This is a genomic window from Streptomyces sp., assembly GCF_019510245.1.
Taxonomy (GTDB): domain Bacteria; phylum Actinomycetota; class Actinomycetes; order Streptomycetales; family Streptomycetaceae; genus Streptomyces.
Map to the genome: position 1 here is coordinate 17,859 of NZ_JAEKKT010000138.1, position 23,226 is coordinate 41,084.

General features: G+C 71.1%; 25 protein-coding genes and 1 tRNA gene. 21 read left to right on the plus strand and 5 right to left on the minus strand.

The genetic code is table 11. The annotated features are described in order from the left end of the window. Positions 1-21 precede the first annotated feature (21 nt). From sufD to JF597_RS21355, 6 genes are read left to right on the plus strand one after another with little or no spacing between them, the layout of a single operon-like run. Positions 22-1,242, plus strand: a complete 1,221-nt coding sequence (sufD, locus tag JF597_RS21330) for a Fe-S cluster assembly protein SufD (RefSeq protein WP_293997007.1) — start codon at positions 22-24, stop codon at positions 1,240-1,242. Next, positions 1,239-1,565, plus strand: coding sequence for a non-heme iron oxygenase ferredoxin subunit (locus JF597_RS21335; RefSeq protein WP_293997009.1), 327 nt, complete (start codon positions 1,239-1,241; stop codon positions 1,563-1,565). Before sufD ends, JF597_RS21335 begins: the two co-directional genes overlap by 4 nt. 7 nt (positions 1,566-1,572) lie before the next feature. Beyond that, positions 1,573-2,337: a Fe-S cluster assembly ATPase SufC gene (sufC, locus tag JF597_RS21340; RefSeq protein ID WP_217544243.1), complete on the plus strand. Its 765-nt coding sequence runs from the start codon at positions 1,573-1,575 to the stop codon at positions 2,335-2,337. Then, positions 2,334-3,590 carry a cysteine desulfurase gene (locus JF597_RS21345; RefSeq protein ID WP_293997015.1) on the plus strand — a complete coding sequence of 419 codons (1,257 nt, stop codon included), beginning with the start codon at positions 2,334-2,336 and terminating at the stop codon, positions 3,588-3,590. The genes sufC and JF597_RS21345 overlap by 4 nt, the downstream gene beginning before the upstream one ends. Positions 3,591-3,608: 18 nt before the next feature. Next, a complete protein-coding gene (sufU, locus tag JF597_RS21350) occupies positions 3,609-4,079 on the plus strand; it encodes a Fe-S cluster assembly sulfur transfer protein SufU (protein WP_293997017.1) in 471 nt (156 codons plus the stop codon). Then, complete coding sequence (locus JF597_RS21355; RefSeq protein ID WP_037743875.1) at positions 4,076-4,408, plus strand: metal-sulfur cluster assembly factor; 333 nt, start codon at positions 4,076-4,078, stop codon at positions 4,406-4,408. The genes sufU and JF597_RS21355 overlap by 4 nt, the downstream gene beginning before the upstream one ends. Before the next feature lie 58 nt (positions 4,409-4,466). Here JF597_RS21355 and JF597_RS21360 read toward each other — a convergent pair whose 3' ends face one another. Next, complete coding sequence (locus tag JF597_RS21360; protein WP_293997022.1) at positions 4,467-5,327, minus strand: AbfB domain-containing protein; 861 nt, start codon at positions 5,325-5,327, stop codon at positions 4,467-4,469. 309 nt (positions 5,328-5,636) lie between these two features. On the opposite strand from JF597_RS21360, the gene JF597_RS21365 reads away from it, so the two are divergent. The 4 genes from JF597_RS21365 (at position 5,637) to JF597_RS21380 (ending at position 8,296) form a co-directional block, all read left to right on the plus strand. Then, on the plus strand, positions 5,637-5,957 hold the full coding sequence (locus JF597_RS21365) for a multidrug efflux SMR transporter (RefSeq protein ID WP_293997024.1): 321 nt from the start codon (positions 5,637-5,639) through the stop codon (positions 5,955-5,957). Beyond that, entirely contained in the window at positions 5,957-6,493 is a 537-nt protein-coding gene (locus JF597_RS21370) for a TetR family transcriptional regulator (protein ID WP_293997026.1), read from the plus strand. The genes JF597_RS21365 and JF597_RS21370 overlap by 1 nt, the downstream gene beginning before the upstream one ends. A gap of 172 nt (positions 6,494-6,665) precedes the next feature. Further along, a complete protein-coding gene (gene dapD / locus JF597_RS21375; RefSeq protein ID WP_293997028.1) occupies positions 6,666-7,655 on the plus strand; it encodes a 2,3,4,5-tetrahydropyridine-2,6-dicarboxylate N-succinyltransferase in 990 nt (329 codons plus the stop codon). Positions 7,656-7,762: 107 nt separating this feature from the next. Next, positions 7,763-8,296 carry a DinB family protein gene (locus JF597_RS21380; protein WP_293997030.1) on the plus strand — a complete coding sequence of 178 codons (534 nt, stop codon included), beginning with the start codon at positions 7,763-7,765 and terminating at the stop codon, positions 8,294-8,296. 36 nt (positions 8,297-8,332) lie between these two features. Here the strand turns inward: JF597_RS21380 and JF597_RS21385 are convergent, their stop codons facing one another. From JF597_RS21385 to dapA, 3 genes are all read right to left on the minus strand, one after another. Next, positions 8,333-9,067, minus strand: a complete 735-nt coding sequence (locus JF597_RS21385) for an alpha/beta hydrolase (RefSeq protein WP_293997032.1) — start codon at positions 9,065-9,067, stop codon at positions 8,333-8,335. Positions 9,068-9,265: 198 nt separating this feature from the next. After that, positions 9,266-9,775 carry a hypothetical protein gene (locus JF597_RS21390; protein WP_293997034.1) on the minus strand — a complete coding sequence of 170 codons (510 nt, stop codon included), beginning with the start codon at positions 9,773-9,775 and terminating at the stop codon, positions 9,266-9,268. An 80-nt stretch (positions 9,776-9,855) separates the two neighbouring features. Next, positions 9,856-10,776, minus strand: coding sequence for a 4-hydroxy-tetrahydrodipicolinate synthase (dapA, locus tag JF597_RS21395; RefSeq protein WP_293997036.1), 921 nt, complete (start codon positions 10,774-10,776; stop codon positions 9,856-9,858). 180 nt (positions 10,777-10,956) lie between these two features. Between dapA and JF597_RS21400 the strand changes: the two genes are divergently transcribed. The 5 genes from JF597_RS21400 to JF597_RS21420 all read left to right on the plus strand — a co-directional run bounded on the left by JF597_RS21400 (position 10,957) and on the right by JF597_RS21420 (position 13,800). After that, complete coding sequence (locus tag JF597_RS21400; protein ID WP_293997038.1) at positions 10,957-11,127, plus strand: hypothetical protein; 171 nt, start codon at positions 10,957-10,959, stop codon at positions 11,125-11,127. Then, on the plus strand, positions 11,124-11,801 hold the full coding sequence (locus JF597_RS21405; protein WP_293997041.1) for a hypothetical protein: 678 nt from the start codon (positions 11,124-11,126) through the stop codon (positions 11,799-11,801). The genes JF597_RS21400 and JF597_RS21405 overlap by 4 nt, the downstream gene beginning before the upstream one ends. Before the next feature lie 73 nt (positions 11,802-11,874). Then, the gene (locus JF597_RS21410; protein ID WP_293997044.1) at positions 11,875-12,351 is read left to right on the plus strand and encodes a hypothetical protein; all 477 of its coding nucleotides are present in this window, start codon (positions 11,875-11,877) and stop codon (positions 12,349-12,351) included. 85 nt (positions 12,352-12,436) lie between these two features. Continuing rightward, the gene (locus tag JF597_RS21415; protein WP_293997047.1) at positions 12,437-13,045 is read left to right on the plus strand and encodes a winged helix-turn-helix domain-containing protein; all 609 of its coding nucleotides are present in this window, start codon (positions 12,437-12,439) and stop codon (positions 13,043-13,045) included. A 17-nt stretch (positions 13,046-13,062) separates the two neighbouring features. Continuing rightward, the gene (locus tag JF597_RS21420) at positions 13,063-13,800 is read left to right on the plus strand and encodes an SRPBCC domain-containing protein (RefSeq protein ID WP_293997050.1); all 738 of its coding nucleotides are present in this window, start codon (positions 13,063-13,065) and stop codon (positions 13,798-13,800) included. A gap of 15 nt (positions 13,801-13,815) precedes the next feature. On the opposite strand, the gene JF597_RS21425 is transcribed toward JF597_RS21420, so the two are convergent. Next, entirely contained in the window at positions 13,816-15,642 is a 1,827-nt protein-coding gene (locus JF597_RS21425) for an endonuclease/exonuclease/phosphatase family protein (protein WP_293997053.1), read from the minus strand. 340 nt (positions 15,643-15,982) lie between these two features. On the opposite strand from JF597_RS21425, the gene JF597_RS21430 reads away from it, so the two are divergent. The 6 genes from JF597_RS21430 to JF597_RS21455 all read left to right on the plus strand — a co-directional run bounded on the left by JF597_RS21430 (position 15,983) and on the right by JF597_RS21455 (position 23,152). Continuing rightward, complete coding sequence (locus tag JF597_RS21430) at positions 15,983-17,413, plus strand: hypothetical protein (RefSeq protein ID WP_293997056.1); 1,431 nt, start codon at positions 15,983-15,985, stop codon at positions 17,411-17,413. A gap of 485 nt (positions 17,414-17,898) precedes the next feature. After that, complete coding sequence (locus JF597_RS21435; RefSeq protein ID WP_293997059.1) at positions 17,899-19,359, plus strand: alkaline phosphatase PhoX; 1,461 nt, start codon at positions 17,899-17,901, stop codon at positions 19,357-19,359. 45 nt (positions 19,360-19,404) lie between these two features. Continuing rightward, a tRNA-Met gene (locus JF597_RS21440) sits at positions 19,405-19,474 on the plus strand. 325 nt (positions 19,475-19,799) lie between these two features. Then, complete coding sequence (locus JF597_RS21445) at positions 19,800-21,389, plus strand: TROVE domain-containing protein (RefSeq protein WP_293997061.1); 1,590 nt, start codon at positions 19,800-19,802, stop codon at positions 21,387-21,389. A gap of 93 nt (positions 21,390-21,482) precedes the next feature. Then, entirely contained in the window at positions 21,483-22,130 is a 648-nt protein-coding gene (locus tag JF597_RS21450) for a GntR family transcriptional regulator (RefSeq protein ID WP_293997062.1), read from the plus strand. Positions 22,131-22,144: 14 nt separating this feature from the next. Further along, positions 22,145-23,152 (plus strand): 1-aminocyclopropane-1-carboxylate deaminase, encoded by a 1,008-nt coding sequence (locus JF597_RS21455; RefSeq protein ID WP_293997064.1) that lies wholly within the window; start codon positions 22,145-22,147, stop codon positions 23,150-23,152. The last annotated feature ends 74 nt before the right edge of the window (positions 23,153-23,226 follow it).

A 23,226-nucleotide genomic window follows, 5' to 3' on the forward strand; every position in this document is an offset into this window, starting at 1 on the left:
AAAGCGAGCAGACCGACAGCCATGGCTGAGGCTCAGAACTCCCCCACCCTCGGATCCGCTCGGGCGGGGGGACCCCCACCGGTGGGCTCCACCACCGCCGGCGCCATCGCGGTGGCCGCCGAGTCGACCGTCGCCACGCGCATGAGCGCGCCCCCGTCCTTCGACGTCGCGGACTTCCCGGTCCCGCACGGCCGCGAGGAGGAGTGGCGGTTCACCCCGCTGGAGCGCCTGCGCGGGCTGCACGACGGCACGGCGGTCGCCACCGACGACAGCCTGAAGGTCGTGGTGGAGGCCCCCGAGGGCGTCACCGTCGAGCTGGTCGGCCGCGACGACCCCCGGCTCGGCCGGGCCGGCGCCCCCGTGGACCGGGTCGCCGCCCAGGCGTACTCCGCCTTCGAGCGGGCCGGCGTGGTCACCGTCCCCAAGGAGACGGTGCTCACCGAGCCGATCCGGATCAGGGTGCACGGCCAGGGCGGCGTCGCCTTCGGCCACCAGGTGATCGAGCTGGGCGCCTTCGCCGAGGCCGTCGTCGTCATCGACCACACCGGTGACGTGGTCACCGCCGCCAACGTCGAGTACGTCCTGGGTGACGGCGCCAAGCTCACCGTCGTCTCCGTCCAGGACTGGGACGACAAGGCCGTCCACGTGGCCCAGCACAACGCCCTGATCGGCCGCGACGCCAGCTTCAAGTCCGTGGTGGTCACCTTCGGCGGCAACCTCGTACGGCTGCACCCGCGCGTCGCCTACGCCGGCTCCGGCGGCGAGGCCGAGCTGTACGGCCTGTACTTCACCGACGCCGGGCAGCACCAGGAGCACCGCCTGCTGGTCGACCACAACACCCCGCACTGCAAGTCCAACGTCGCCTACAAGGGCGCGCTCCAGGGCGAGGACGCGCACGCGGTGTGGATCGGCGACGTCCTCATCGAGGCCAAGGCCGAGGGCACTGACACCTACGAGATGAACCGCAACCTGGTCCTCACGGACGGCGCGCGGGTCGACTCGGTGCCGAACCTGGAGATCGAGACCGGCGAGATCGTCGGCGCCGGCCACGCCTCGGCCACCGGCCGCTTCGACGACGAGCAGCTCTTCTACCTGATGGCCCGCGGCATCCCGGAGTACGAGGCCCGCCGCCTGGTGGTCCGCGGCTTCTTCGCCGAACTGGTCCAGCAGATCGGTGTCGCCGACATCGAGGAGCGCCTGCTCGCCAAGATCGAGGAGGAGCTGGAGGCCTCGGTCGCATGACGTCCACTGCGTTCGTACGCGCCTGCGGGCTGAGCGAGCTGGAGGAGGACACCCCGAAGCGGGTGGAACTCGACGGCACGCCGGTCTCGGTCGTGAAGACCGAGGGGGAGGTGTTCGCCATCCACGACATCTGCTCCCACGCCAACGTCTCGCTCTCCGAGGGCGAGGTGGAGGACTGCCAGATCGAGTGCTGGCTGCACGGCTCCAGCTTCGACCTGCGCACCGGCAAGCCGTCCGGCCTCCCGGCCACGCGCCCCGTCCCCGTATACCCCGTAAAGATCGAAGGGGACGACGTGCTCGTCTCCCTCACCCAGGAGTCCTGAGGCACCCATGGCAACGCTTGAAATCCGAGACCTGCACGTCACCGTCGAGGCCGACAACGCCACGAAGGAGATCCTCAAGGGCGTCGACCTCACCGTGAAGCAGGGCGAGACGCACGCCATCATGGGCCCCAACGGCTCCGGCAAGTCGACGCTCGCCTACTCCCTCGCGGGTCACCCGAAGTACACGATCACCGGCGGCACCGTGCTGCTCGACGGCGAGGACGTCCTGGAGATGTCCGTCGACGAGCGCGCCCGCGCGGGCCTGTTCCTGGCGATGCAGTACCCGGTCGAGGTCCCGGGTGTCTCGGTCTCCAACTTCCTGCGCACCTCCGCCACCGCGATCCGCGGCGAGGCCCCCAAGCTGCGCACCTGGGTGAAGGAGGTCAAGGAGACCATGGAGCGCCTCTCCATGGACCCCTCCTTCGCCGAGCGCAACGTCAACGAGGGCTTCTCCGGCGGTGAGAAGAAGCGCCACGAGATCCTCCAGCTCGAACTGCTCAAGCCGAAGATCGCGATCCTCGACGAGACCGACTCCGGCCTCGACGTCGACGCCCTTCGCATCGTCTCCGAGGGCGTCAACCGCGTCCGCGAGACCGGCGAGGTCGGCACCCTGCTGATCACGCATTACACGCGCATCCTGCGCTACATCAAGCCCGACTTCGTCCACGTCTTCTCCGCCGGCCGGATCGTCGAGTCCGGCGGCGCCGAGCTCGCCGACAAGCTGGAGGACGAGGGCTACGAGGCATACACGAAGGGTGGCGTATCCGCGTGACACAGTTGCCGGGCCTCCTCGACACCGAGGCGATCCGCAAGGACTTCCCCGTCCTGGACCGCCTGGTTCACGACGGCAAGAAGCTCGTGTACCTGGACAACGCGGCCACCAGCCAGAAGCCGCGCCAGGTACTGGACGTCCTCAGCGAGTACTACGAGCGCCACAACGCCAACGTCCACCGCGGTGTGCATGTGCTCGCCGAGGAGGCCACGGCGATGTACGAGGGCGCGCGCGACAAGGTCGCGGAGTTCGTCAACGCGCCCAGCCGCGACGAGGTGATCTTCACCAAGAACGCCTCCGAGTCGCTGAACCTCGTGGCCAACATGCTCGGCTGGGCCGACGAGCCCTACCGGGTGGACCACGAGACCGAGATCGTCATCACGGAGATGGAGCACCACTCCAACATCGTGCCGTGGCAGCTGCTGGCGCAGCGCACCGGCGCGAAGCTGAAGTGGTTCGGCCTCACCGACGACGGCCGCCTCGACCTGTCCAACATCGACGAGGTCATCACCGAGAAGACGAAGATCGTTTCCTTCGTGCTGGTCTCCAACATCCTGGGCACGGTCAACCCGGTCGAGGCGATAGTGCGCCGCGCCCAGGAGGTCGGCGCCCTCGTCTGCATCGACGCCTCCCAGGCCGCGCCCCACATGCCGCTGGACGTGCAGGCCCTGCAGGCCGACTTCGTGGCCTTCACCGGCCACAAGATGTGCGGCCCGACCGGCATCGGCGTCCTCTGGGGCCGCCAGGAGCTGCTCGAGGACCTGCCGCCGTTCCTCGGCGGCGGCGAGATGATCGAGACCGTGTCGATGCACTCGTCGACCTACGCCCCGGCGCCCCACAAGTTCGAGGCGGGCACCCCGCCGATCGCCCAGGCGGTCGGCCTCGGCGCGGCCATCGACTACCTCGGCGCCATCGGCATGGACAAGATCCTCGCCCATGAGCACGCGCTGACCGAGTACGCGGTGCAGCAGCTCCAGCAGGTCCCGGACCTGAAGATCATCGGCCCCACCACGGCCGAGGACCGGGGCGCCGCGATCTCCTTCACCCTCGGGGACATCCACCCGCACGACGTGGGCCAGGTCCTCGACGAGCAGGGCATCGCGGTCCGGGTCGGCCACCACTGCGCCCGCCCCGTCTGCCTGCGCTACGGAATTCCTGCGACCACGCGAGCGTCGTTCTATCTGTACTCCACTCCGGCCGAGATCGACGCTCTGGTCGAGGGCCTGGAGCACGTACGGAACTTCTTCGGCTGAAGGGCGTGAGCTGAGACCGTGAAGCTGGACTCGATGTACCAGGAAGTCATCCTGGACCACTACAAGCACCCGCACGGGCGTGGTCTCAGGGATGGCGACGCCGAGGTACACCATGTGAACCCGACGTGCGGCGACGAGATCACCCTCCGAGTGAAGTACGACGGCACGACGATCGAGGACGTCTCGTACGAGGGCCAGGGCTGCTCCATCAGCCAGGCTTCGGCCTCCGTACTGAACGACCTGCTGGTCGGCAAGGACCTGGCGGACGCGCAGAAGATCCAGGAGACCTTCCTGGAGCTCATGCAGTCCAAGGGCCGGCTGGAGCCCGACGACGCGATGGAGGACGTCCTGGAGGACGCGGTCGCGTTCGCCGGAGTCTCCAAGTACCCGGCCCGGGTCAAGTGCGCCCTCCTGAGCTGGATGGCGTGGAAGGACGCGACGGCGCAGGCCCTGGGTGGCGCGGCCGACGCCGAAAGGAAGACGGCATGAGCGAGACCGTTGAGATGAAGCCGGCCTCCGAGGAGGAACTCCGCGAGGCTCTGTACGACGTCGTCGACCCCGAGCTGGGCATCGACGTGGTCAACCTCGGGCTGATCTACGGCATCCACATCGACGACGCGAACATCGCGACGATCGACATGACCCTGACCTCGGCGGCCTGTCCGCTGACCGATGTCATCGAGGACCAGGCCAAGTCCGCCACGGACGGTCTCGTCAACGAACTGCGCATCAACTGGGTCTGGATGCCCCCGTGGGGCCCCGACAAGATCACCGACGACGGCCGCGAGCAGCTGCGGGCGCTCGGGTTCAACGTCTGAGATCCCGGCACACGAAAGCGGCGGCACCCTCTCCGGGGTGCCGCCGCTTCGCCATGTCTCAGCTCAGCCCGCCCACGAGGTCGAAGAAGAAGTCCTCGCGGTTGGTCGTGTTGTAGCCGTAGGGGTCCAGGCGCAGCTGGAAGTTCTTGTGCCGCAGGGCGTAGTTGGGGTAGTTCACCGACTGGAACAGCACGTCGTCCGAGAACGGCGACTTCTGCGGGCAGAAGGTGGCGTCCTGCTTGAAGAGGGAGCTGCCGTCGTTGCTCTCGGCGCGCAGCACGAAGTTCTGGTGGCGCAGGTACAGCCCGTCGTGCGTGGCGAAGGAGTAACAGGAGGCGTTCGCCAGGCCCTTGACCAGGTCGAAGGTCGAGTCCTCGCGGGACTCGGAGCCGCTGGGCTGGTCGAGATACACGTAACTGCCGCTCACGTGCCAGTAGCGGTCCGGGTAGTTGACCGAGCGGACCGACTTCCCGTCGGAGCCGGGTTGTTGCGCCGAACCGCCCGAACTCCCCTTGCCGGGCGTGGACTTGGAAGGCTTGGCGCTGGACGGCGCGGACTTCGGGCCGGTGCCGGACGAGGCGGTCGTCGCCGTACCGGACTTGGACGCGGACGCGCTCGGCGAGGTCGCCGACATCCCCGACGTGCCCTTCGGCGGCGCGGTGGTGCCCGGTGCGGACGGCGAGGCGAAGGACAGCAGGCCGGGGCCGTTGTCGGTGTTCGCGGACGCCGTGGGATGCGGTGACGCCTGGTCAGGGGCGTTGTGGCTGACGGTTATCGCCGTGATGCAGGCGACGACGGTGGCGACGGCCAGCGTGCCGGCCAGCCAGAGTCTTCGGGTTCCGGGAGCCCGGGAAGTGTCGGGGGCCCAGCCGTTCTCCCAGGCGGGATGCGGCGGGGGTTGGGGGGTGGTTTCTGGCATGCGTGTTTCCTCCAGCGGCGCCAAGGCAGCGGCCGGGGATGTGAGGGTGGGGTGAGTGAAGTGTGAAGCGGTGATGGATCACAGAGGTGCACAGACTAGTGGAGTGACGGGCCTGCTGGGGCCAGTTTCAGCTAGCGATTTCTGTGAAGATTAAACATCCCCGTGTGCCGTGTGGGAGTGGAATCGGCGACGCCGACGGTGTGCACCTGCCGGGGGAACGTCGGCCGCGGGGAAACCCGTTTCTGGCCGTGCGGTCCGAGGCCGCCCGGTTGTGTACACCCGTACACAACGTTGCGTACACTCGTACACATGGGATACCTGACGCTCGCCGGCGCCATAGCCGCCGAGGTCGCCGCCACGACGGCGATGAAGTACGCGGACGGATTCACCAGGCTCTGGCCCTCGTTGCTGACGGCACTGGGATACGTCGTCTCGTTCCTGCTCCTGGCCGAGACGCTGAAGACCGTGTCGATCGGCACGGCGTACGCGATCTGGTCCGGGGTCGGCACCGCAGCCATCGCCGTGCTCGGCCTGCTGCTCTTCGGGGAGGGACTGAGCACCGTCAAGATCGCCGGGATCGTGCTGATCATCGGGGGAGTGGTGGTCCTGAACCTGGGAGGTGCGCACTGATGCCCCGCCGTTACGACCCCGACCGCCGGCAGCGGATCATCGAGGCGGCGATCCGCGTGGTCGGCGAGAACGGGCTCGCCGGGCTGAGCCATCGCACCGTCGCCGCCGAGGCCGACGTCCCGCTCGGCTCCACGACGTACCACTTCAGGACCCTCGACGAACTGATGGTCGCCGCGCTGCGCCAGGCGAACGAGGGCTTCGCCAAGACGGTCGCCGCGCACGGCGGCCTGGACGACCCCGCGACGGACCTCGCCACCGCCCTCGCCCGCATCCTCGGCGACTGGCTGGGCGGCGACCGTACCGCCGTGGAGCTGGAGTACGAGCTCTACCTCGCCGCCCTGCGCCGCCCGGCCCTGCGCCCCGTCGCCGCCGAGTGGGCCGACGACCTCGCCGAACGGCTGACCCGGCGCACCGACCCCGTCACCGCGCGGGCGCTGGTCGCGCTCCTGGACGGCATCTGCCTCCAGGTGCTGCTGACGGGGACGCCGTACGACGAGGGGTACGCGCGGCAGGTCCTGGCGCGCGTGATTCCCTGAGCGGAACGCGCCCGTCGCTCCCTTCACCACAGACCGCGCACGCCCCGACGCGCGCCCCTGGCTGTACGGCGTCCCCGACGCCACCCCGCCCGGCGCACCTCCACGGCCCGCCCCCTGAGACGCCCCGCACGCTGGTTCGCCTCGCAGGCCCCTGGCCGGTTAGGTTGCCCTCATGACCGACACGACTGCTCCCCGCCCCACCGGTGCCGCCGCCGCCGGCCTCGCCACCATCGCCGCCGACGGCACCGTTCTCGACACCTGGTTCCCCGCCCCCGGGCTGGTCGCCGAGCCCGGCCCGGCCGGCACCGAGACGCTCTCCACCGAGCAGGCCGTGGAACTCCTCGGCGAGGGTGCGGCCAAGGCGATCGGCCCGGACGTCCGCCGCAACGTGGAGGTCGTCGCGGTCCGTACGGTCATCGCCTCCCTCGACGACAAGCCGCTCGACACCCACGACGCCTACCTGCGCCTGCACCTGCTCTCGCACCGCCTGGTGAAGCCGCACGGCCAGAGCCTGGAGGGCATCTTCGGCCTCCTCGCCAACGTCGCCTGGACCTCCCTCGGCCCGGTGGCCGTCGATGACATCGAGAAGGTCCGGCTGAACGCCCGCGCCGAGGGCCTGCACCTCCAGGTGACCTCGATCGACAAGTTCCCGCGGATGACCGACTACGTCGTCCCGAGGGGCGTGCGCATCGCCGACGCCGACCGGGTCCGCCTCGGCGCGCACCTCTCCGAGGGCACCACCGTCATGCACGAGGGCTTCGTCAACTTCAACGCCGGCACGCTGGGCACCTCGATGGTCGAGGGCCGTATCTCGGCCGGTGTCGTGGTCGGCGACGGCTCGGACATCGGCGGCGGCGCCTCCACCATGGGCACGCTGTCCGGCGGCGGCAACGTCGTCATCGCCATCGGCGAGCGCTGCCTGATCGGCGCCGAGGCGGGCGTCGGCATCGCCCTCGGCGACGAGTGCGTGGTCGAGGCCGGCCTCTACGTCACCGCGGGCACCCGGGTCACCATGCCCGACGGCCAGATCGTCAAGGCCCGCGAACTGAACGGCGCCTCCAACATCCTCTTCCGCCGCAACTCGGTCTCCGGCGCCGTCGAGGCCCGCCCGAACAACGCGGTCTGGGACGGGCTGAACGAGATCCTGCACAGCCACAACTGACGTACCGCTGAGCGCCCTCCCCGGGGACGGCCCGGGGAGGGCGCTCACGTGCGAGCAGGGGGTCCCGATCGGGAGCGGGTGGTGACCTCGGCTGCGACAATGCAGCCATGAACGACGCCTTGGGGCCGCAGCCCTTCGCCTCGCCGCTCAAGCCCGTCGACCTGCGCACCATCGCGCCCGAACGGGACGCCCTGGCCGGGTGGCTCGACTACCATCGCGCCGAACTTCTGCGGAAGCTCGATGGGTTGACCGAGGAACAGACCTCCCGGCGGGTCGTTCCGTCCCTCACCACGCTGCACGGGTTGGTGCGGCACCTCACCAAGGTCGAGTTCGTCTGGTTCGTCAACGTCATCGAACAGAGCGAGGAACCCGCACCCTTCGGCTGGCCGAAGCGCAAGGACGGCGACTTCCTGTTGGACGACGGCGCGACGCTGACCGAGGACGTCGCGCGTTACCTGGCCGCCTGCGAACGCAGCCGCCAGATCTACGCCGGGGTCTCACTGGACGACGTGCGCACGCACCACCGGTTCGGGGATCTCGACGTGCGGTGCATCATGATGCACATGACCAGGGAATACGCCCAGCACAACGGCCACGCGGACATCATCCGCGAGCTTGTCGACGGCACTGCCTCGCGCTGAGTCCCCGCACGCCTCCGGACGCGGCCCACGGCGGTCTCACTTCAGGTGCCGGGCGAAGAACCGGGCCGCGTCCTCCCCGGCGAACTGCGGGACGCCGGTGTGGCCGCCCATGTTGGCGTGCAGGGACTTCTCCTTGGAGCCGAAGGCGTCGAACAGGTCCAGGGCCGCCTGCCGGTCGTTGCCCTCGTCGTCCCACTGCAGCAGGACGTGCAGCGGAATGGTGACCCGGCGGGCCTCCTCGAACATGGCGCGAGGCACGAGACTCCCGGCGAAGAGACCGGCGGCCACGATGCGCGGCTCGACCACCGCCAGCCGGATCCCGATGGAGATCACTCCCCCCGAGTAGCCGACGGGGCCGCCGATCCCGGGGAGCGCCAGGAGGGCGTCGAGGGCGGCCTGCCATTCCGGCACCGCCCTGTCGACGAGCGGGAGTACGAGAGCGTCGATGAGCTCGTCGCCGACCGGCTCGCCGGCTTCCATGACCCGGCGCAGCTCGGCGCGGGCCTGCTCGGCGGCCGGCCAACGGGGCCGGTCGGCGCTTCCGGGGAGCTCGATGGCGGCCGTGGCGAAGCCGTCCGCCGCGGCGTGCCGGGCTCGGGCCACCAGGCGGGGGTAGGTCCTGCGCAGCCCGAGAGGAGGAGGGCTGAGCAGGATCAGCGGAGCCGGGGCGGATGCGGAGCCGGGCGTCCACAGGATGCCGGGGATGTCGCCGAGGGTGAATTCGCGCTCGAGGACGCCGTCGTCGAGGCGCTGTCCAGAAGTCAAGTGCATGGTCGTGCCTTTCGGGAGTGCCAGGGAACGGCGCTCCCGGACGACCTACCGCCCGACCGTGACCCCGCAGGGGAGCACCCATGTCGATACGTTCACGGGTACCACCTCCTCGCTCTCCTGCACGGCTCCCGGAAACGTAGCAGGGGCTGCCGTGGTCCCGCCAAGGAGTTTTCGCGCAGGCTCCCGTACCGAGGGCGTTCAGTCGTCGTGCGGCAGGCAGGCGCGGAAGTCCGTCAGGGCGGCGAAGTCGTCCTCTCGCAGCCCGATCCGGGGGTCGACGTGATGCAGGAGGGCCGGGCCGGGATGGTGGGAGCGGACGTACAGCGTGTCCGCCGGGCTCTGCTCGTCGTCCACCCAGGCGAACGGCCGCCCCTCGGCGTACGCCACGATCGCCTCGGTCTTCCAGTGGACCCCGTCCGGCCGCTCGGCCAGCAGACCCCGCCCGAAGTCGACGTAGGGAAGCTCGGGCAGGCCGACGACCGGGCCGATCCAGTGGTTGGCCTCGGCCATCCAGGTGGTCGCCCAGCACAGCTCGTAGCCGAGGGCGAGCAACGCCGGCCCGTGGGACGGGTTCAGCCACACCCGCAGCGGGCGGCCCGGACGGACGGTCGCCCGGATCGTCGTATAGCCCTCCGGGCGCCGCTCGGGCCTGGCCGCGTACGGGTTGAGGGGTCCGTCGACGTCCAGGAACAGCAGGGGAGGGCGCACGGGGCCAACGTACGGCAGCGGGCGGACGGAGCACCGGCGAATATCCCGCAGGAGGCCTCCGGGACGTCGCCGAGCGCCGATCAGGCGGCCGCGAACTCCGCGAACTCCTCGTACACCGCCCGCAGCCGGGCCGCCGTGTCCCGGCCGACGGCCCGCAGGGGCGCCCGTACCGGGCCCGCCGGCAGGCCGATCCCGGCGAGCAGCGCCTTCGCCGTGACCGTGCCCGGCAGTCCCGCGGCCGTCATCGCCTCGATCAACGGCACGGCCCGCAGCTGGAGTTCGGTCGCGCGGGCCGTGTCGCCCGCGTCGAACGCGTCCAGGATCGCGGCGACGCGGGAGGGGACGGCATTGGCGACCGTGCTCACACAGCCGGCCGCGCCCACCGCGTACAGGGCGAGGATGTGCTCGTCGCAGCCCGCGTAGTACGCCAGGTCCGTGCGCGCCAGCACCTTCTGGGTGCCGAGGAAGTCGTACGAGCAGTCCTTCACGGCGACGATCCGGGGGTGCGCGGCGAGGCGGATCAGTGTCTCCGGCTCGATCCGGATGCCGGTGCGGCCCGGGATGTCATAGAGCATCACCGGCAGCCCGCTCGCCTCGGCCACCTGGAGGAAATGCGCCTCCAGGGCGTCCTGCGGGGGCCTGCTGTAGTACGGCGACACCACCAGGACGCCGTCCGCGCCCGCCTTCTCGGCCGCGCGGGCGAGCTCGACGGTGTGCAGGGTGTCCGCGGTGCCCACGCCCGCCACGAGCGGCACCCGGTCGCCCACCGCCGCCCGGACGGCCGCGATCAGCTCGGCCTTCTCCGCGTCCGTCGTGGTCGGCGACTCACCTGTGGTGCCGTTCAGCACCAGGCCGTCGCAGCCCTCCGCCACCAGATGCGCGGCCAGCCGCCGTGCTCCGGCGAGGTCGAGCGCGCCTCCTTCGGTGAAGGGGGTGACCATTGCGCAGAGGGTACGGCCGAAAGGGCGGGGCGAACGGGCGGTGCCGTGTGGGTTCTTCATGGGGGTAGTCTCGGCGGGGCAACGGCTTAGCTCCACTTAAATTTTCTACGACGCATGCCTTAGTAACGCTAAATCGTGGATCGCGCTGGGCGCCGCGACGCGAGCGCGAGGCCCTGTGTCCAAAACGGCCCCTCATGGGCCACTATGGGCCGGACGGTCACTTACTGCAGGTCATGGGTCATGGGAGGCACCATGAAGCTGGGCAAGGCACTGGCCACCGGGGTCGCCGAGGAGCGGCCGCTCGTCCACGGCGACGTACCCGAGGTCCCCGAACTTCCGGAAGACGTCCACGCGATCGAGGAGATCCGCGAAACCCGGGCCGCGTCCGAAGAGGCCCCGGCCGCCCGATGAGGCTGTGGCTCCCGGCGGAACGGCCGACGGAGCCGCCGGCCGGCTACAAGATCGCCCACCCGATGCTGTCCCAGGATGGTGCACGGGCCGGGTTCACCGGTGTGTCGCTGGGCGGCGCGCTGCCGTACGGAGTGCTGGACGACGCGTCCTGCGTCTACGGCCGACGGCACCGCCCGCCCGCGCGGCTGTGCGACTGCGGCTTCCACTGCGTGTACGAACGCGAGGTCGCCGAGGCCCTGCTGTGCATCGCCGAGCACCGGTCGGCCGTGCTGCTCGAAGTCTCCGTCCTCGGTGCCTACATCCGTTTCGAGCGCGGCTTCCGCTGTGCCCGGCAGCGGGTGCGGACCGCGACCGTCGGGCCGTGCGCCTGCGGGGCGCCGGCCGTCGCGCTCGCCGACGCGGGCTGGGGCAGGCCCGGTTGGCGAGCCCTCGCCGCCGCCTGCGCCGGGTGTGTCCGCGCGCGTGCCTCCGTCTCGCTCGCCGGGTTCGCCCGGCTGGCGGGGCAGGGGCTGCGGGTGATCGCCGGTGGCGCCGGGGACGGCGTTGGCCCGCCGGTGGCGGGGGAGGGCCTCGGAGTGCCCGAACTTGTCGCGGAGGCAGCCCTGTTGCAGGCCCGCCTCGACTGGTTCCAGAGTCAGCTCGCCCGGCTCGGCGAACGGGGCGAGCAGGGCTGAGGGCGGCCGGACCGGGTACTCGGAAGGTCAGCAGTCAGAGCGGACGCCGACGAGTCCAGGAGGGGCAGCACCCATGACGAAGAGGACCGCACGCGGAACGGGGGCCCGGCTGACCGACACCGCCGGCGCGCTGGCGGCGAAGGCCGACCTCAAGGGCCGTACCCAGGCCCGCGCCGCCGACCTCAGGGACAAGGCAGGCGCGCTGACCGTGCAGCTGCGCGAGGGCGCGACCAAGGCCGGCCACCAGGCCCAGGGCCGGGCGGTGAAGGGCGGCCACACCGCACAGGAGCAGATGGCCAGGGCGCAGCACACGTTCCAGGGGCGGGCACTGCGGACCGGACGCGCCGTCCAGGAGCGGGCGGGGCGCGCCGGGCACCTGGCGTCGGAGAAGGCCGCCGTGGCCGGGAACGCCGTCGAGGGCCGGGTCCCGCAGCCCGCGCGCCTGGTCGTGCGGGCCGTCGTACGGCACCCGAGGCCTGTGCTGATCGCGGGCGCCGCCCTCGCCGTCGCCGTGGCGGTGGGCGCGCTGCGCGGGGGCCGTCGCGCCTGAGTTCCACCGAGGGTCCCGGCTCCACCGTCCCACCGAAAACTCCACCTGTATGGACAAAAAAAGTTTTCGGTGAGACGGTGGAGCCATGCTGGACGTCACCGTGATCGAGGACCCCGAGGCGGCGGCCGTGTCGCTCGACCCCATACGGGCCAGGCTGCTCGCCGAACTGGCCGACGCGCCCGCGTCGGCCGCGATGCTGGCCGGCAAGGTCGGGCTGCCCCGGCAGAAGGTGAACTACCACCTGAAGACGCTGGAGCGGCACGGCCTGGTCGAGCTGGCGGGCGAGCGGCGCAAGGGCAACGTCACCGAGCGGCTGATGCGCGCGACCGCCGCGTCGTACGTCATCTCCCCGGCGGCCCTGCCCGCCGTACAGCCGGACCCGGACCGCTTCCGCGACCAGCTCTCCGCGCGCTGGCTGCTCGCCCTCGGCGCGCGTCTGGTGCGCGATGTCGGCATGCTGGTCACCGGGGCCGCCAAGGCCCGCAAGCAACTGGCGACCTACGCGCTGGACGGCGAGGTCCGCTTCGCCTCCGCCGCCGACCGTGCGGCCTTCGTGCAGGAGCTGACGGCGGGTGTGAGCGCGCTCGTCCGCAAGTACGACGCGCCCGACGCGGAGGGCGGCCGGGACCACCGGATCGTGGTCGCCGTCCATCCCACGGTCAAGGACCGGCCCACCCCCGAGCTGGAACAGTAGGCGGCAGGAGCCCCATCATGTCCAAGGAATTCGAGATCGCCCGTGAGTTCGAGGTCGATGCCACGCCCGGAGAGGTGTGGGAGGCGATCACCCACGGCACCGGCGGCTACCTGTGGCCGATGCAGCCGCCCGAGCCCCGGGTGGGCGGCACGGCGGCCTTCGGGTCCACCGTCACCGCCTACGACCCGCCGCACCACCTGGTCACCCGCAGCGAGGACGTCGGCTTCCCGACCCAGAGCGCCAACCAGCTGGAGCACGTCATCGAGGAGCGCGACGGCGGCCGCCGCGCCTGGGTGCGCTACGTGCACAGCGGGATCTTCACCGACGACTGGGACAACCAGTACGACGGCGCGAGCCGCCACACCGACTTCTACCTGCACACCCTGCGCGAGTACCTCACCCACTTCGCGCCCCGCCCGGTGAGCTTCGCCCAGCTGAACGGGCCGGAGGCGTCCCAGGCGCCGGACGCCTTCACTGCCGTGGGCCGTGCCCTCGGCCTGCCGGACGACCTCGCCGCGGGCGCGAAGGCGAGCGTCCGGGGGCCCGGCGGGCGGGCCGTGGACGCGGTGGTCGACTACCGCGACCCGTACTTCATCGGGCTGCGCACCGAGGACGCCCTCGTCCGGTTCTTCGGGCGCAACCATTGGGGCGCCCCGGTCGGCATCAGCGTCCACGACTTCGCGCCGGACGCCGACGCCGAGGCGAACGAGGCCGCCTGGCAGGACTGGCTGAACGGGGTGTTCGGTCGGTCCTGAGCCGAGGCCGACCGCTTACGGGCGGAAGCGCAGCACCTGCGGGTCGTGGTCGCTGATCTGGTCGTGGAACTCCGAGTTGATGTGCACGCTGTCGTACTCGAAGTCGCCGTTGCCGCGGATCTGCTTGCTGATCAGGATCTGGTCCAGGACCTGCTCGTTGCCCTGGTAGTCGTAGGTGTAGCGCTCCTTGGTGGGCAGCGACTGGATCGCCGACCAGAGCGCGCCGCCCTTCTCCAGGATCTTGGTGGTGCCGGAGAAGTCGAAGTCGTTCATGTCGCCGAGCGCGATGACCTCGGCGTCCTTCTGGACGTCGAGGATGTTCTTGACGAACGCGTTGACCAGCGTCGCCTGCGCGTGGCGCTGGGTCTCCGAGCTGCGCACCACCGGCTGGTACTGCGAGGTCAGCCCCTGGTCGCCGCCCTTGGAGTTGAGGTGGTTGGCGATCACGAAGACCGTCTTGCCGTGGAAGACGAACTCACCGGCGAGCGGCTTGCGGCTGGCCGTCCAGGCGGAGTTCGCCGGGTCGATACGGCCGGGGGAGGCCGTCAGCTGGGCCTTGCCGTGCACCTTGGTGACGCCCACCGCGGTGGTGGAGTCGCCGCCCGCGCGGTCGACGAAGGAGACCCGCTCCGGGTTGAACAGGAAGACCTGGCGGATGTTGCCGCCGGGCTCGCCGCCGTCCTGGTCGTTGACGGGGTTGATGGAACGCCACTGGTACTTCGGGCCGCCGACCGCGACGATCGCGTCGATCAGCTTGTTCACCGTCACGTCGGCGGCGACCGTGCCGTCGTCCGTCGCGCCGTCGTTGTCCTGGATCTCCTCCAGGGACACGATGTCGGGCGACTGGAGGTTGTTCACGATCGCGGACGCGTGCGCGGCGAAGGTGCCGTCGGAGGGGTCGAGGTTCTCGACGTTGTAGGTCGCCACCGCCAGCTCGCCGTGCGCCTGCTTCTTCGTCGTCTCGCGCTGCAGGCCACCGCTCTTCAGGGTGCCCAGCGTGCTCGCGACCAGGGTGTAGCCGCCGTACTGGTTGTAGTCCAGCGGGCCGGTCGTGGCGCCGCTCAGGGTGTCGCCGACGTTCGCCGCCGGGAAGTCCGCGGTCGAGCCGAGGGACTGGATCTGGAGGCGGCCGGTGTTCTGGTCGCGGTAGGTGCGGTAGAGCGAGCCGCCGCGGTTGGTGCGGTTCTCGTGCGGCTTGACCGTGACCCACAGCTCGGCGTACGGGTCGGTGGCGGTGACCACGCGGGCGTCCTTGACCTGGACGTTCATGCCCTCCAGGGACTCGTAGTAGTCCAGGGCGTACTTCTTGGGCTGGAGGGCCAGGCCGTTGATCGAGTTGCTCGCGGCCGTGTCGCCCGCCGGGGTGTACGCGCTCGGCACCGACTTCTTGTCGATCACGACCGGCGCCGGGACCGCGTTGCCGGTGGAGACGGTGGTGACCGTCGGCTTCGTGATCTCGGTCAGCGACTGGTTGCCGGTGGAGGCGCCGCCAGGGACGTACTCGGAGACCGTGCCGGTGACCTTGACGGAGTCGCCGACCGCGACCTTCGGGGTGGAGCTGGTGAAGACGAAGACGCCCTCGCTGGTGGCCGGGTTGCCGTCCGGCGTCGGATCCTGGATCCAGAAACCTCTGGAGGAGCCGTAGGTGCGCGTGGCCGTGACGACGCCGGGGACGTCCGTCACCTTCTGGCCGGCGTACGGAGATATGCGCGTGGTGCCCTGGACGTCGTGGATGCGCAGCCCGTCGGCCTGGGCGGGCGAGGTGAGGGCGACGGTGGACGCCGCGCTGCAGACGGCGGCGACGGTGAGCGCGGCGAGACGCGCGGAAGACCTGCTCGGCAAGGGAATCCCTCCGGGGACATCGGAAGCGCCGGGACAAGGGCGGTTTATGGAGCGTTCATGACACGTTCATGTATGCCATGCGGCGCGGATGTGACACGCGTAGACGCCGGGCGAACGGTCGTCCCCCGTTTTCTATGCGCGTCAATCTCCTGTGTGGCCAGGGCAGTTGTCAAGGTTTCGGCCACGTGCGGGGCCCGGCGGGGAGATGAACCGGGCGGCATGGGTGGAAATCCGTCTAGGCTGAGCGGCTGAGCCGTACGGCGTCCAGGTGGTCGTACGGCCGTCGATACGGTGTCCATGTCGCCGTACGACCGTTGAGGCGTCCGAGGAGAACCAGCCGATGTCTGACAGCGCCCCCCTGCCCCCGGTGCGGTTGCGTTCCGAAGCGGAGCTGGCGCACGCCGCACTGTCCACGCCGTTGCTCGCCCGGGCCGCCCGGCTCGCCCGCTGGGCCGGCCCGGACACCCGCGTGGACGCGGGGGGCGAGCTGGTCGAGGAGCAGCTCCCGGCCGCCGCCGAGGCGCTCGGCCTCACCGGGGAGGACGCCGCCGCCTACGCCGGTGAGGCCTGGCGGGTCGCCGTGGACGCCGGACTGGTCGAGATCGCCGACGAGGAGGCCGGGACGGTGACGGCGGGGGAGGGGCTGGCGCTGCTGACCGGTGGCTCGCCGCACGACGTCCTCGCGGTGTGGCAGGCCGCGCTGGAGACCGTGATCGCCGACGCGAGCGTGCCCGACCTGGACGGAATTGTCGACGCGCTCGACGAGGGCGGCGAGGTCGATTTCTCGTCACTCGGCTGGGACCCGGAGGCGGAGGCGGATTTCCTCGACGGCGTCCTCGGCAACCTGTACCTGCTGAGCGTGAGCGAGGGCGGTTCCGGCGAGGCGCCGGTGCCGCTGCCCGCGCTCGCCGCGTCGATGATCGTGCCCAGCGACATGGGCGAGCCCACCAACGACGTCCTGGAACAGGTCTCCGAGGCGATGATGCGGCTCGACGACCAGTTCCGGCTGCTGGAGCCGGTCGGGCTCATCGAGTACCAGCCGGTCGACGAGACGCTGATGGCCGATACGGAGGAGGAGCCGGCGGCGGGTCCGGTCGACGAGGCCGACGTCTCCCGGTACGGCATGGTGCGGCTCACCCCGCTCGGTGCGTACGGGTTGCGGCTGCGGCTGCTGGAGGCAGGCTTCGCGGCGCCGGCGGTCGGAGAGCTCGCCGACAAGGGCGCGGACGCGCTGCTCGACGGTACGGCCACGTTTCCGCAGGGGGCCGCGCAGGCCGAGACCGAGCAGTGGCTGGCCCGCCGCGAGTCCCTCGCCGCGGCCCGCGAACTGCTGACCGCCGCGCGCGGTGCGGACGCGGGCGCTCCGCTGCGGCGGCTGCGCTGCCAGCAGGCGCTGTCCCTGCTCGGCGCCGAGGCCGAGCCCGCCCTGCGCGAGGTCCTCGACGACCCCGAGCTGGGCGGGCTGGCGAGGGTCTGGCTCGCCGAACGCGGCGCCGCCGACGTGCCGGCGCCCTCCCAGGACATGATCTTCTGGCTGACCATCGACACGGTGGCCGCGCAGCTGGCCGCCGAGGGGAACTCCGAGGAGCTCCAGGCGCTGGTGGAGGGCCTGGCCCGGCAGCACAGCGGCTTCTTCGCCGAGGCCTGGCGGGTGGGGCACCCCGACACGGCCGACGTACTGGAGGCGATGGGCCGCCTCCACCCCGACAAGAAGGTGGCCAAGGAGGCCCGCAAGGCGGCGTTCAAGGCACGGTCGCAGCACGGCGGGTAGCGGCCGGCGGACGGGCGCGCGGAGGTTGGGCACCGCCGTATGCCGCGGTTCGGCTGGGCGTCGTTGCGGCGGAGAGAGATCAAGCGGCGCGCTGTTGTAAGTGGCACGCCGGTGCGGTGCGGTGCGGTGCGGTGCGGTGCGGTGCGGTGCGGTGCGGTGCGGGCGTGCGGGAGGTTGGGCACCGCCGGATGCCGCCGTTCGGGGCTGCGCGCCGTTGCGGCGGGGAAAGAATGAGAGCGCTGTCGCGGCGGGAACGGGTGAGAGCGCTGTCGAGGCCGGCGTGAAGCGGTCAGGGGCGATCGGGCTCTCTGTGGGGTTCTCTTGGGGTGGGCTTTTGGGGGGCGTGGGGTGGGGATTACGGATTCATGGAACAGACGGCCGTGATGTCGCCCTGCGTTCAGCCGGAGTTCAAGGACGGGCGGGAGCGTGTGCGCCGAGTTGAGGCCCGCCACCCTCCACGGCACCCGACCGTCACAGGAGACACCATGTCGCTCACCCGCAGGGACTTCACAAGGAAATCCGCGATCACCGGTGCCGGTGTCGCGCTGGCGGGCAGCGTCGGCGCGCTCGCCACCGCCCCGAACGCCCTCGCCGCCACCGACACCGCCACCGACACCGAGGCCGCCGACGCGGCGCACGGGCACGGGCACGGCGGCGTCGGCTACGGGCCGTTGCTTCCCGACCCCGACGGCATCCTCGCGCTTCCCGCCGGCTTCAAGTACCGCGTCATCACGTACAGCGGCAAGACCCGGCTGGAGTCGGGCGAGTTCACCCCTTCCAACCACGACGGCACCGCCACCTTCGACGGCCCGCGCGGTGCCACCCTCCTCGTCAACAACCACGAGCTGGCCGGCCCCCGCGCCAACTGGGCGTACCCGGTTCCGCTGACCGAGGGCCTCGTCTACGACCCGGCCGCCGCCGGTGGCTGCACCGTCGTCGAGGTCCGCCCCGGCGGGCACGTCGCCGAGTGGGTCGGCATCGCCGGCACCGCCACCAACTGCGCGGGCGGCAACACCCCTTGGGACACCTGGCTCACCTGCGAGGAGACCGAGGACAAGGCCGGCACCAACGGCTTCACCAAGGACCACGGCTACGTCTTCGAGGTCGACCCCGAGGACCGCCGGGCCAACCGGAACCCCAAGCCCGTCAAGGCGCTCGGCCGTTACGCCCACGAGGCCGTCGTCGTCGACCCCAAGCGCGGCCACCTGTACCTGACGGAGGACGCGTCCAACCCGAACGGCCTGCTCTACCGCTGGACCCCGCCCGAGCACTTCCACCACGGCCGCGGCAAGCTGCGCACCCTCGCCGACGACGCCGGCACGCTCCAGGCCTTCAAGTGCTTCGACTCCGGCGGCCAGTTCGTCGACGACCTCTCCCGCGCCACGAAGATCGGCACGGTCTACGGCGTCGACTGGGTCGACGTCCCGGACCGCGACGCGAGGACCACCTCGGTGCGCAAGCAGTTCACCACCGGCCAGGTCACCCGCGCCCGCAAACTGGAGGGCATGTGGTGGGGCGACGGCGGCGTGTACATCGTCTCGTCCTACGCCCGCGCGGAGAGCCCGGTCCAGCACGACGGCTCGGTGTGGTTCTACGACCCCAAGCGCCGCACCCTCACGCTCAAGGTCCGCATGGGCGTCAACCCCGACCCGTCCGTCGAGGGCAACTTCGACGGGCCCGACAACATCACCGTCTCCCCGTACGGCGGCCTGGTCATCGCCGAGGACGGCGAGGGCCTCCAGCACCTGTTCGGCGCCACCGACAGCGGCCGCACCTACCCGATCGCCCGCAACGAGCTGAACATCGGGGCCGCGGAGGAGCCCGAGTACAGCGAGTTCACCGGCGTCACCTTCTCGCCCGACGGCCGGACCCTGTACGCCAACATCCAGACCCCGGGCATCATGCTCGCCATCACCGGGCCCTGGAAGCGCCAGCAGCGCGGATAGTTAATTAACTCGCCCGGCCCGCGGCCCGCCTCCTAAGGTTGTGCACGTCCAGGTGCGAAGGCAGGACCTACTTCCACTCATAATGGGGCGGCCGCGGGTTCGAGTCCCGCCACCGGCACAACGCGCCGGTGTAGCTCAGGGGTTAGAGCACTTACGTCGGTTCCGCCGGCTTCGATCTCTGGACACCGAAAACTTCATGCACCTCCCGGTGCGTGTTCTTGACCTCGGGAGGCGCAGCTCATGGTGGGTGTCCGGTGCGCAGGCAGCGGTTACTTCATCGGGATCAGAAGGCTGCGGGTTCGAATCCCGTCACCGGCTCGGGGCCGGTGTAGCTCAATGGGCAGAGCATCTGAGTAAAGTCCGTCGCCGATTCCCGAACTCGGACACCCTCCTTCTGCTGCGTCTCCTCCGAAACTCCAACGAATTCGGGGGAATTCACCATGGCGCGATTCAACACCAAGGCGCCCCGCGCGCAGCCCACTTCGCGGGTCACCTCCACGGGCCGCGTGCTCCGTACCTACCAGGGCGGCCGCGGCCAGGAGCGGGACGCGCGGTCCGAGCTCTTCCTGCTCGCCGTCGCCAACTTCGTCTCGCAGCAGACCTTCTACGAGACCGGCGCGGACCGCGACGACCGCTTCGCCACGCTCCTGCGCGAGCTCGCCGTCACCGACCCGGCCTGGGCGGCAGGCCTGCTCGGCTGGCTGCGCGGCGAGGGCAACATGCGGACCGCCTCGATCGTGGGCGCCGCCGAGTACGTGCACGCCCGCCTGACCGCGGGGGTCACCGACGGCCCCTCGAACCGTCGGGTCGTCGCCTCCGTGCTCCAGCGGCCCGACGAGCCCGGCGAACTGCTCGCCTACTGGACGGCGACGTACGGCCGCGCCGTTCCCAAGCCCGTCAAGCGCGGGATCGCCGACGCCGTACGACGGCTGTACCACGGCAGGTCGCTGCTCAAGTACGACACGGCGTCCAAGGGATACCGCTTCGGCGACATCCTCAACCTGGTGCACGCGGCGCCGGACCCCGACAAGCCGTGGCAGGGCGAGCTGTTCCGGTACGCGCTGGACCGGCGGCACAACCCGGACACCGCGGTACCGCCCGTGTCGAGCCCGGTGCTCGGCGCCCACCGTGAGCTGATGGCGCTGCCCGTCGGGCAGCGGCGCGCGGTCGTCACCGGTCCCGGTGGCGCCGAGCGGCTCGCGGCGGCCGGTCTCACCTGGGAGGCGCTGGCCGGATGGCTCCAGGGTCCGATGGACAGGGCCGCGTGGGAGGCGGTCATCCCGTCCATGGGGGCGATGGCGCTCGTCCGCAACCTGCGGAACTTCGACGAGGCCGGCGTCTCGGACGAGGTCGCGGCCTCGGTCGCGGCCCGGATCGGTGACCCGGCGGAGGTGGCGTGGTCGCGGCAGTTCCCGTTCCGGTACCTGGCCGCGTACCGGCACGCGCCGTCGCTGCGCTGGTCGTACCCGCTGGAGCAGGCGCTCGGTCACTCGCTGGCCAACGTGCCCGCGCTGCCGGGGCGGACGCTGGTGCTCGTCGACCGTTCGGGCTCGATGTTCTACTCGCGGCTGTCCGAGCGTTCGGAGCTCAACCGGGCCGACGCGGCGGCGATCTTCGGCACGGCGCTCGCGCTGCGGGCGGCGGACGCGGACCTCGTCGAGTTCGGCACGACGAGCAGGCGGCTGACGTTCGGCAAGGGCGAGTCGGTGCTGAAGATCCTGGACCGCTTCGGCGACCTGGGCGGCACCGACACCACCTCGGCGATCCGCTCCCACTACCGGGGACAGGACCGGGTGCTGATCGTCACCGACGAGCAGTACGCGTTCAACCGGCACGGCGACCCGACCCAGCAGGTCCCGGCGCACATCCCGGTGTACACCTGGAACCTGGCCGGCTACCGGGTGGGCCACGGCCCGTCCGGCACGGGTAACCGCCACACCTTCGGCGGCCTCTCGGACGCTGCCTTCCGGATGGTTCCGCTGCTGGAGGCGGCCCGCAACGCCGCCTGGCCCTGGGAAAAGGCGGCCTGACCGCCGTTCTCCGATCGTGACCCGCACCTTCACGGGGGGTGCGGGTCACACCCCTGCCCGCCGCCCCTTGCCGACACCGTAACATTTCAGTTCATGGAGGCCCTGCGACCCGTCACCCGCACCCTGCTCCGCGACCGCGCGTACGCCGCGATCCGGGACGCCATCGTCGCCGGTGAGATCGAACCGGGCGCGGTGGTGCGCGACGCCGAGCTCGCCGAGCGGCTCGGGCTTTCCCGGGCGCCCGTGCGGGAGGCGTTCGCGCGGCTCGTCGACGAGGGGCTCCTGGAGAGCAAGCCGCAGAGCTACACGCGGGTCACCCAGGTCGTGGCCGCCGACGTGCAGGACGCGGCGGCCGTGGTCGGCGCCATGCACGAGCTGGTCACCCGGGCCGCCGTACCCCGGCTGCGGGACGCCGACCTGGATCTGATGCGGGCGTCCAACGTGCGGTTCGCCACCGCCGTACGGGCCGGTGACGTGGACGGGGCCCTGCGCGCCGACGACGAGCTGCACGACGTACTGGTCCGGGTGGCCGGCAATCGCGCGGCCGCCGCCACCGTCGCCCGCTACACCCCGCTCATCCGCCGCCTGGAGCGCCGCCGCTTCGGCGAGGGCGGCTCCTGCCGCTCGGCCGGACTGCACGACCGGCTGATCGAGGCCTGTGCCGCCGGTGACGCGGAGGCGGCGGTCCGTATCACGGCGGACATCTGGCGCAGCCTCGCCGACCTCGCCGACCCCGACTGACCCCAGGAGCTCCCATGTCCCTCTCCTCCTACGACCGTTACCCCCTCCTCTTCGGCCCCTCGCCCGTGCATCCCCTGGAGCGCCTCACCGCCCACCTCGGCGGTGCCGCGCTGTGGGCCAAGCGGGAGGACTGCAACTCCGGGATCGCGTACGGCGGGAACAAGACGCGCAAGCTGGAGTACCTGGTCGCGGACGCGCTCGCCAAGGGCTGCGACACCCTCGTCTCCATCGGCGGGGTGCAGTCCAACCACACCCGCCAGGTGGCGGCCGTCGCCGCCCGTGCCGGGCTCAGGTGCGTGCTGGTGCAGGAGAGCTGGGTGGAGTGGCCGGACTCGGTGTACGACAAGGTCGGCAACATCCTCATCAGCAGGCTGGCCGGCGCCGACGTCCGCCTGGTCCGCGCCGGGTTCGGTATCGGCTTCAAGGAGAGCTGGGAGCTGGCGCTGCGCGAGGTCGAGGAGTCCGGCGGCAGGCCGTACGCCATCCCGGCGGGCGCCTCCGACCATCCGCTCGGCGGCCTCGGTTTCGCCGGCTGGGCGTACGAAGTCGCCGAGCAGGAGCAGCAGTTGGGTGTCTTCTTCGACACGGTGATCGTCTGCTCGGTGACCGGGTCGACGCAGGCCGGCATGGTCGCCGGATTCGCCGCGCTGGAGGAGGCGGGCGGGCGCCGGCGCCGGGTCATCGGCATCGACGCCTCGGCCAAGCCGGCCGAGACCCGCGAGCAGGTGGCCCGGATCGCCCGGCGCACCGGCGAACTCATCGGGGTCAAGGGTGAGTTGACCGTGGAGCTGGACGACCGCTATCACGCCGGCGTGTACGGCGTCCCGGACGGCACCACCCTCGCGGCGATGCGCCTCGCCGCCCGCACCGAGGGCATGGTCACCGACCCGGTGTACGAGGGGAAGTCGATGGCCGGCATGGTGGACCTGGTGGAGCGGGGCGAGATCGCCGCCGACTCCACGGTGCTCTATGCCCATCTGGGCGGTCAGCCGGCGTTGAACGCCTACAGCGCCTTGTTCTAGCTGGTGTGCGCCGGTGGTCGGGTGCAGCGCCGTCGTGGCTGGTCGCGCAGTTCCCCGCGCCCCTGAAGGGGCGC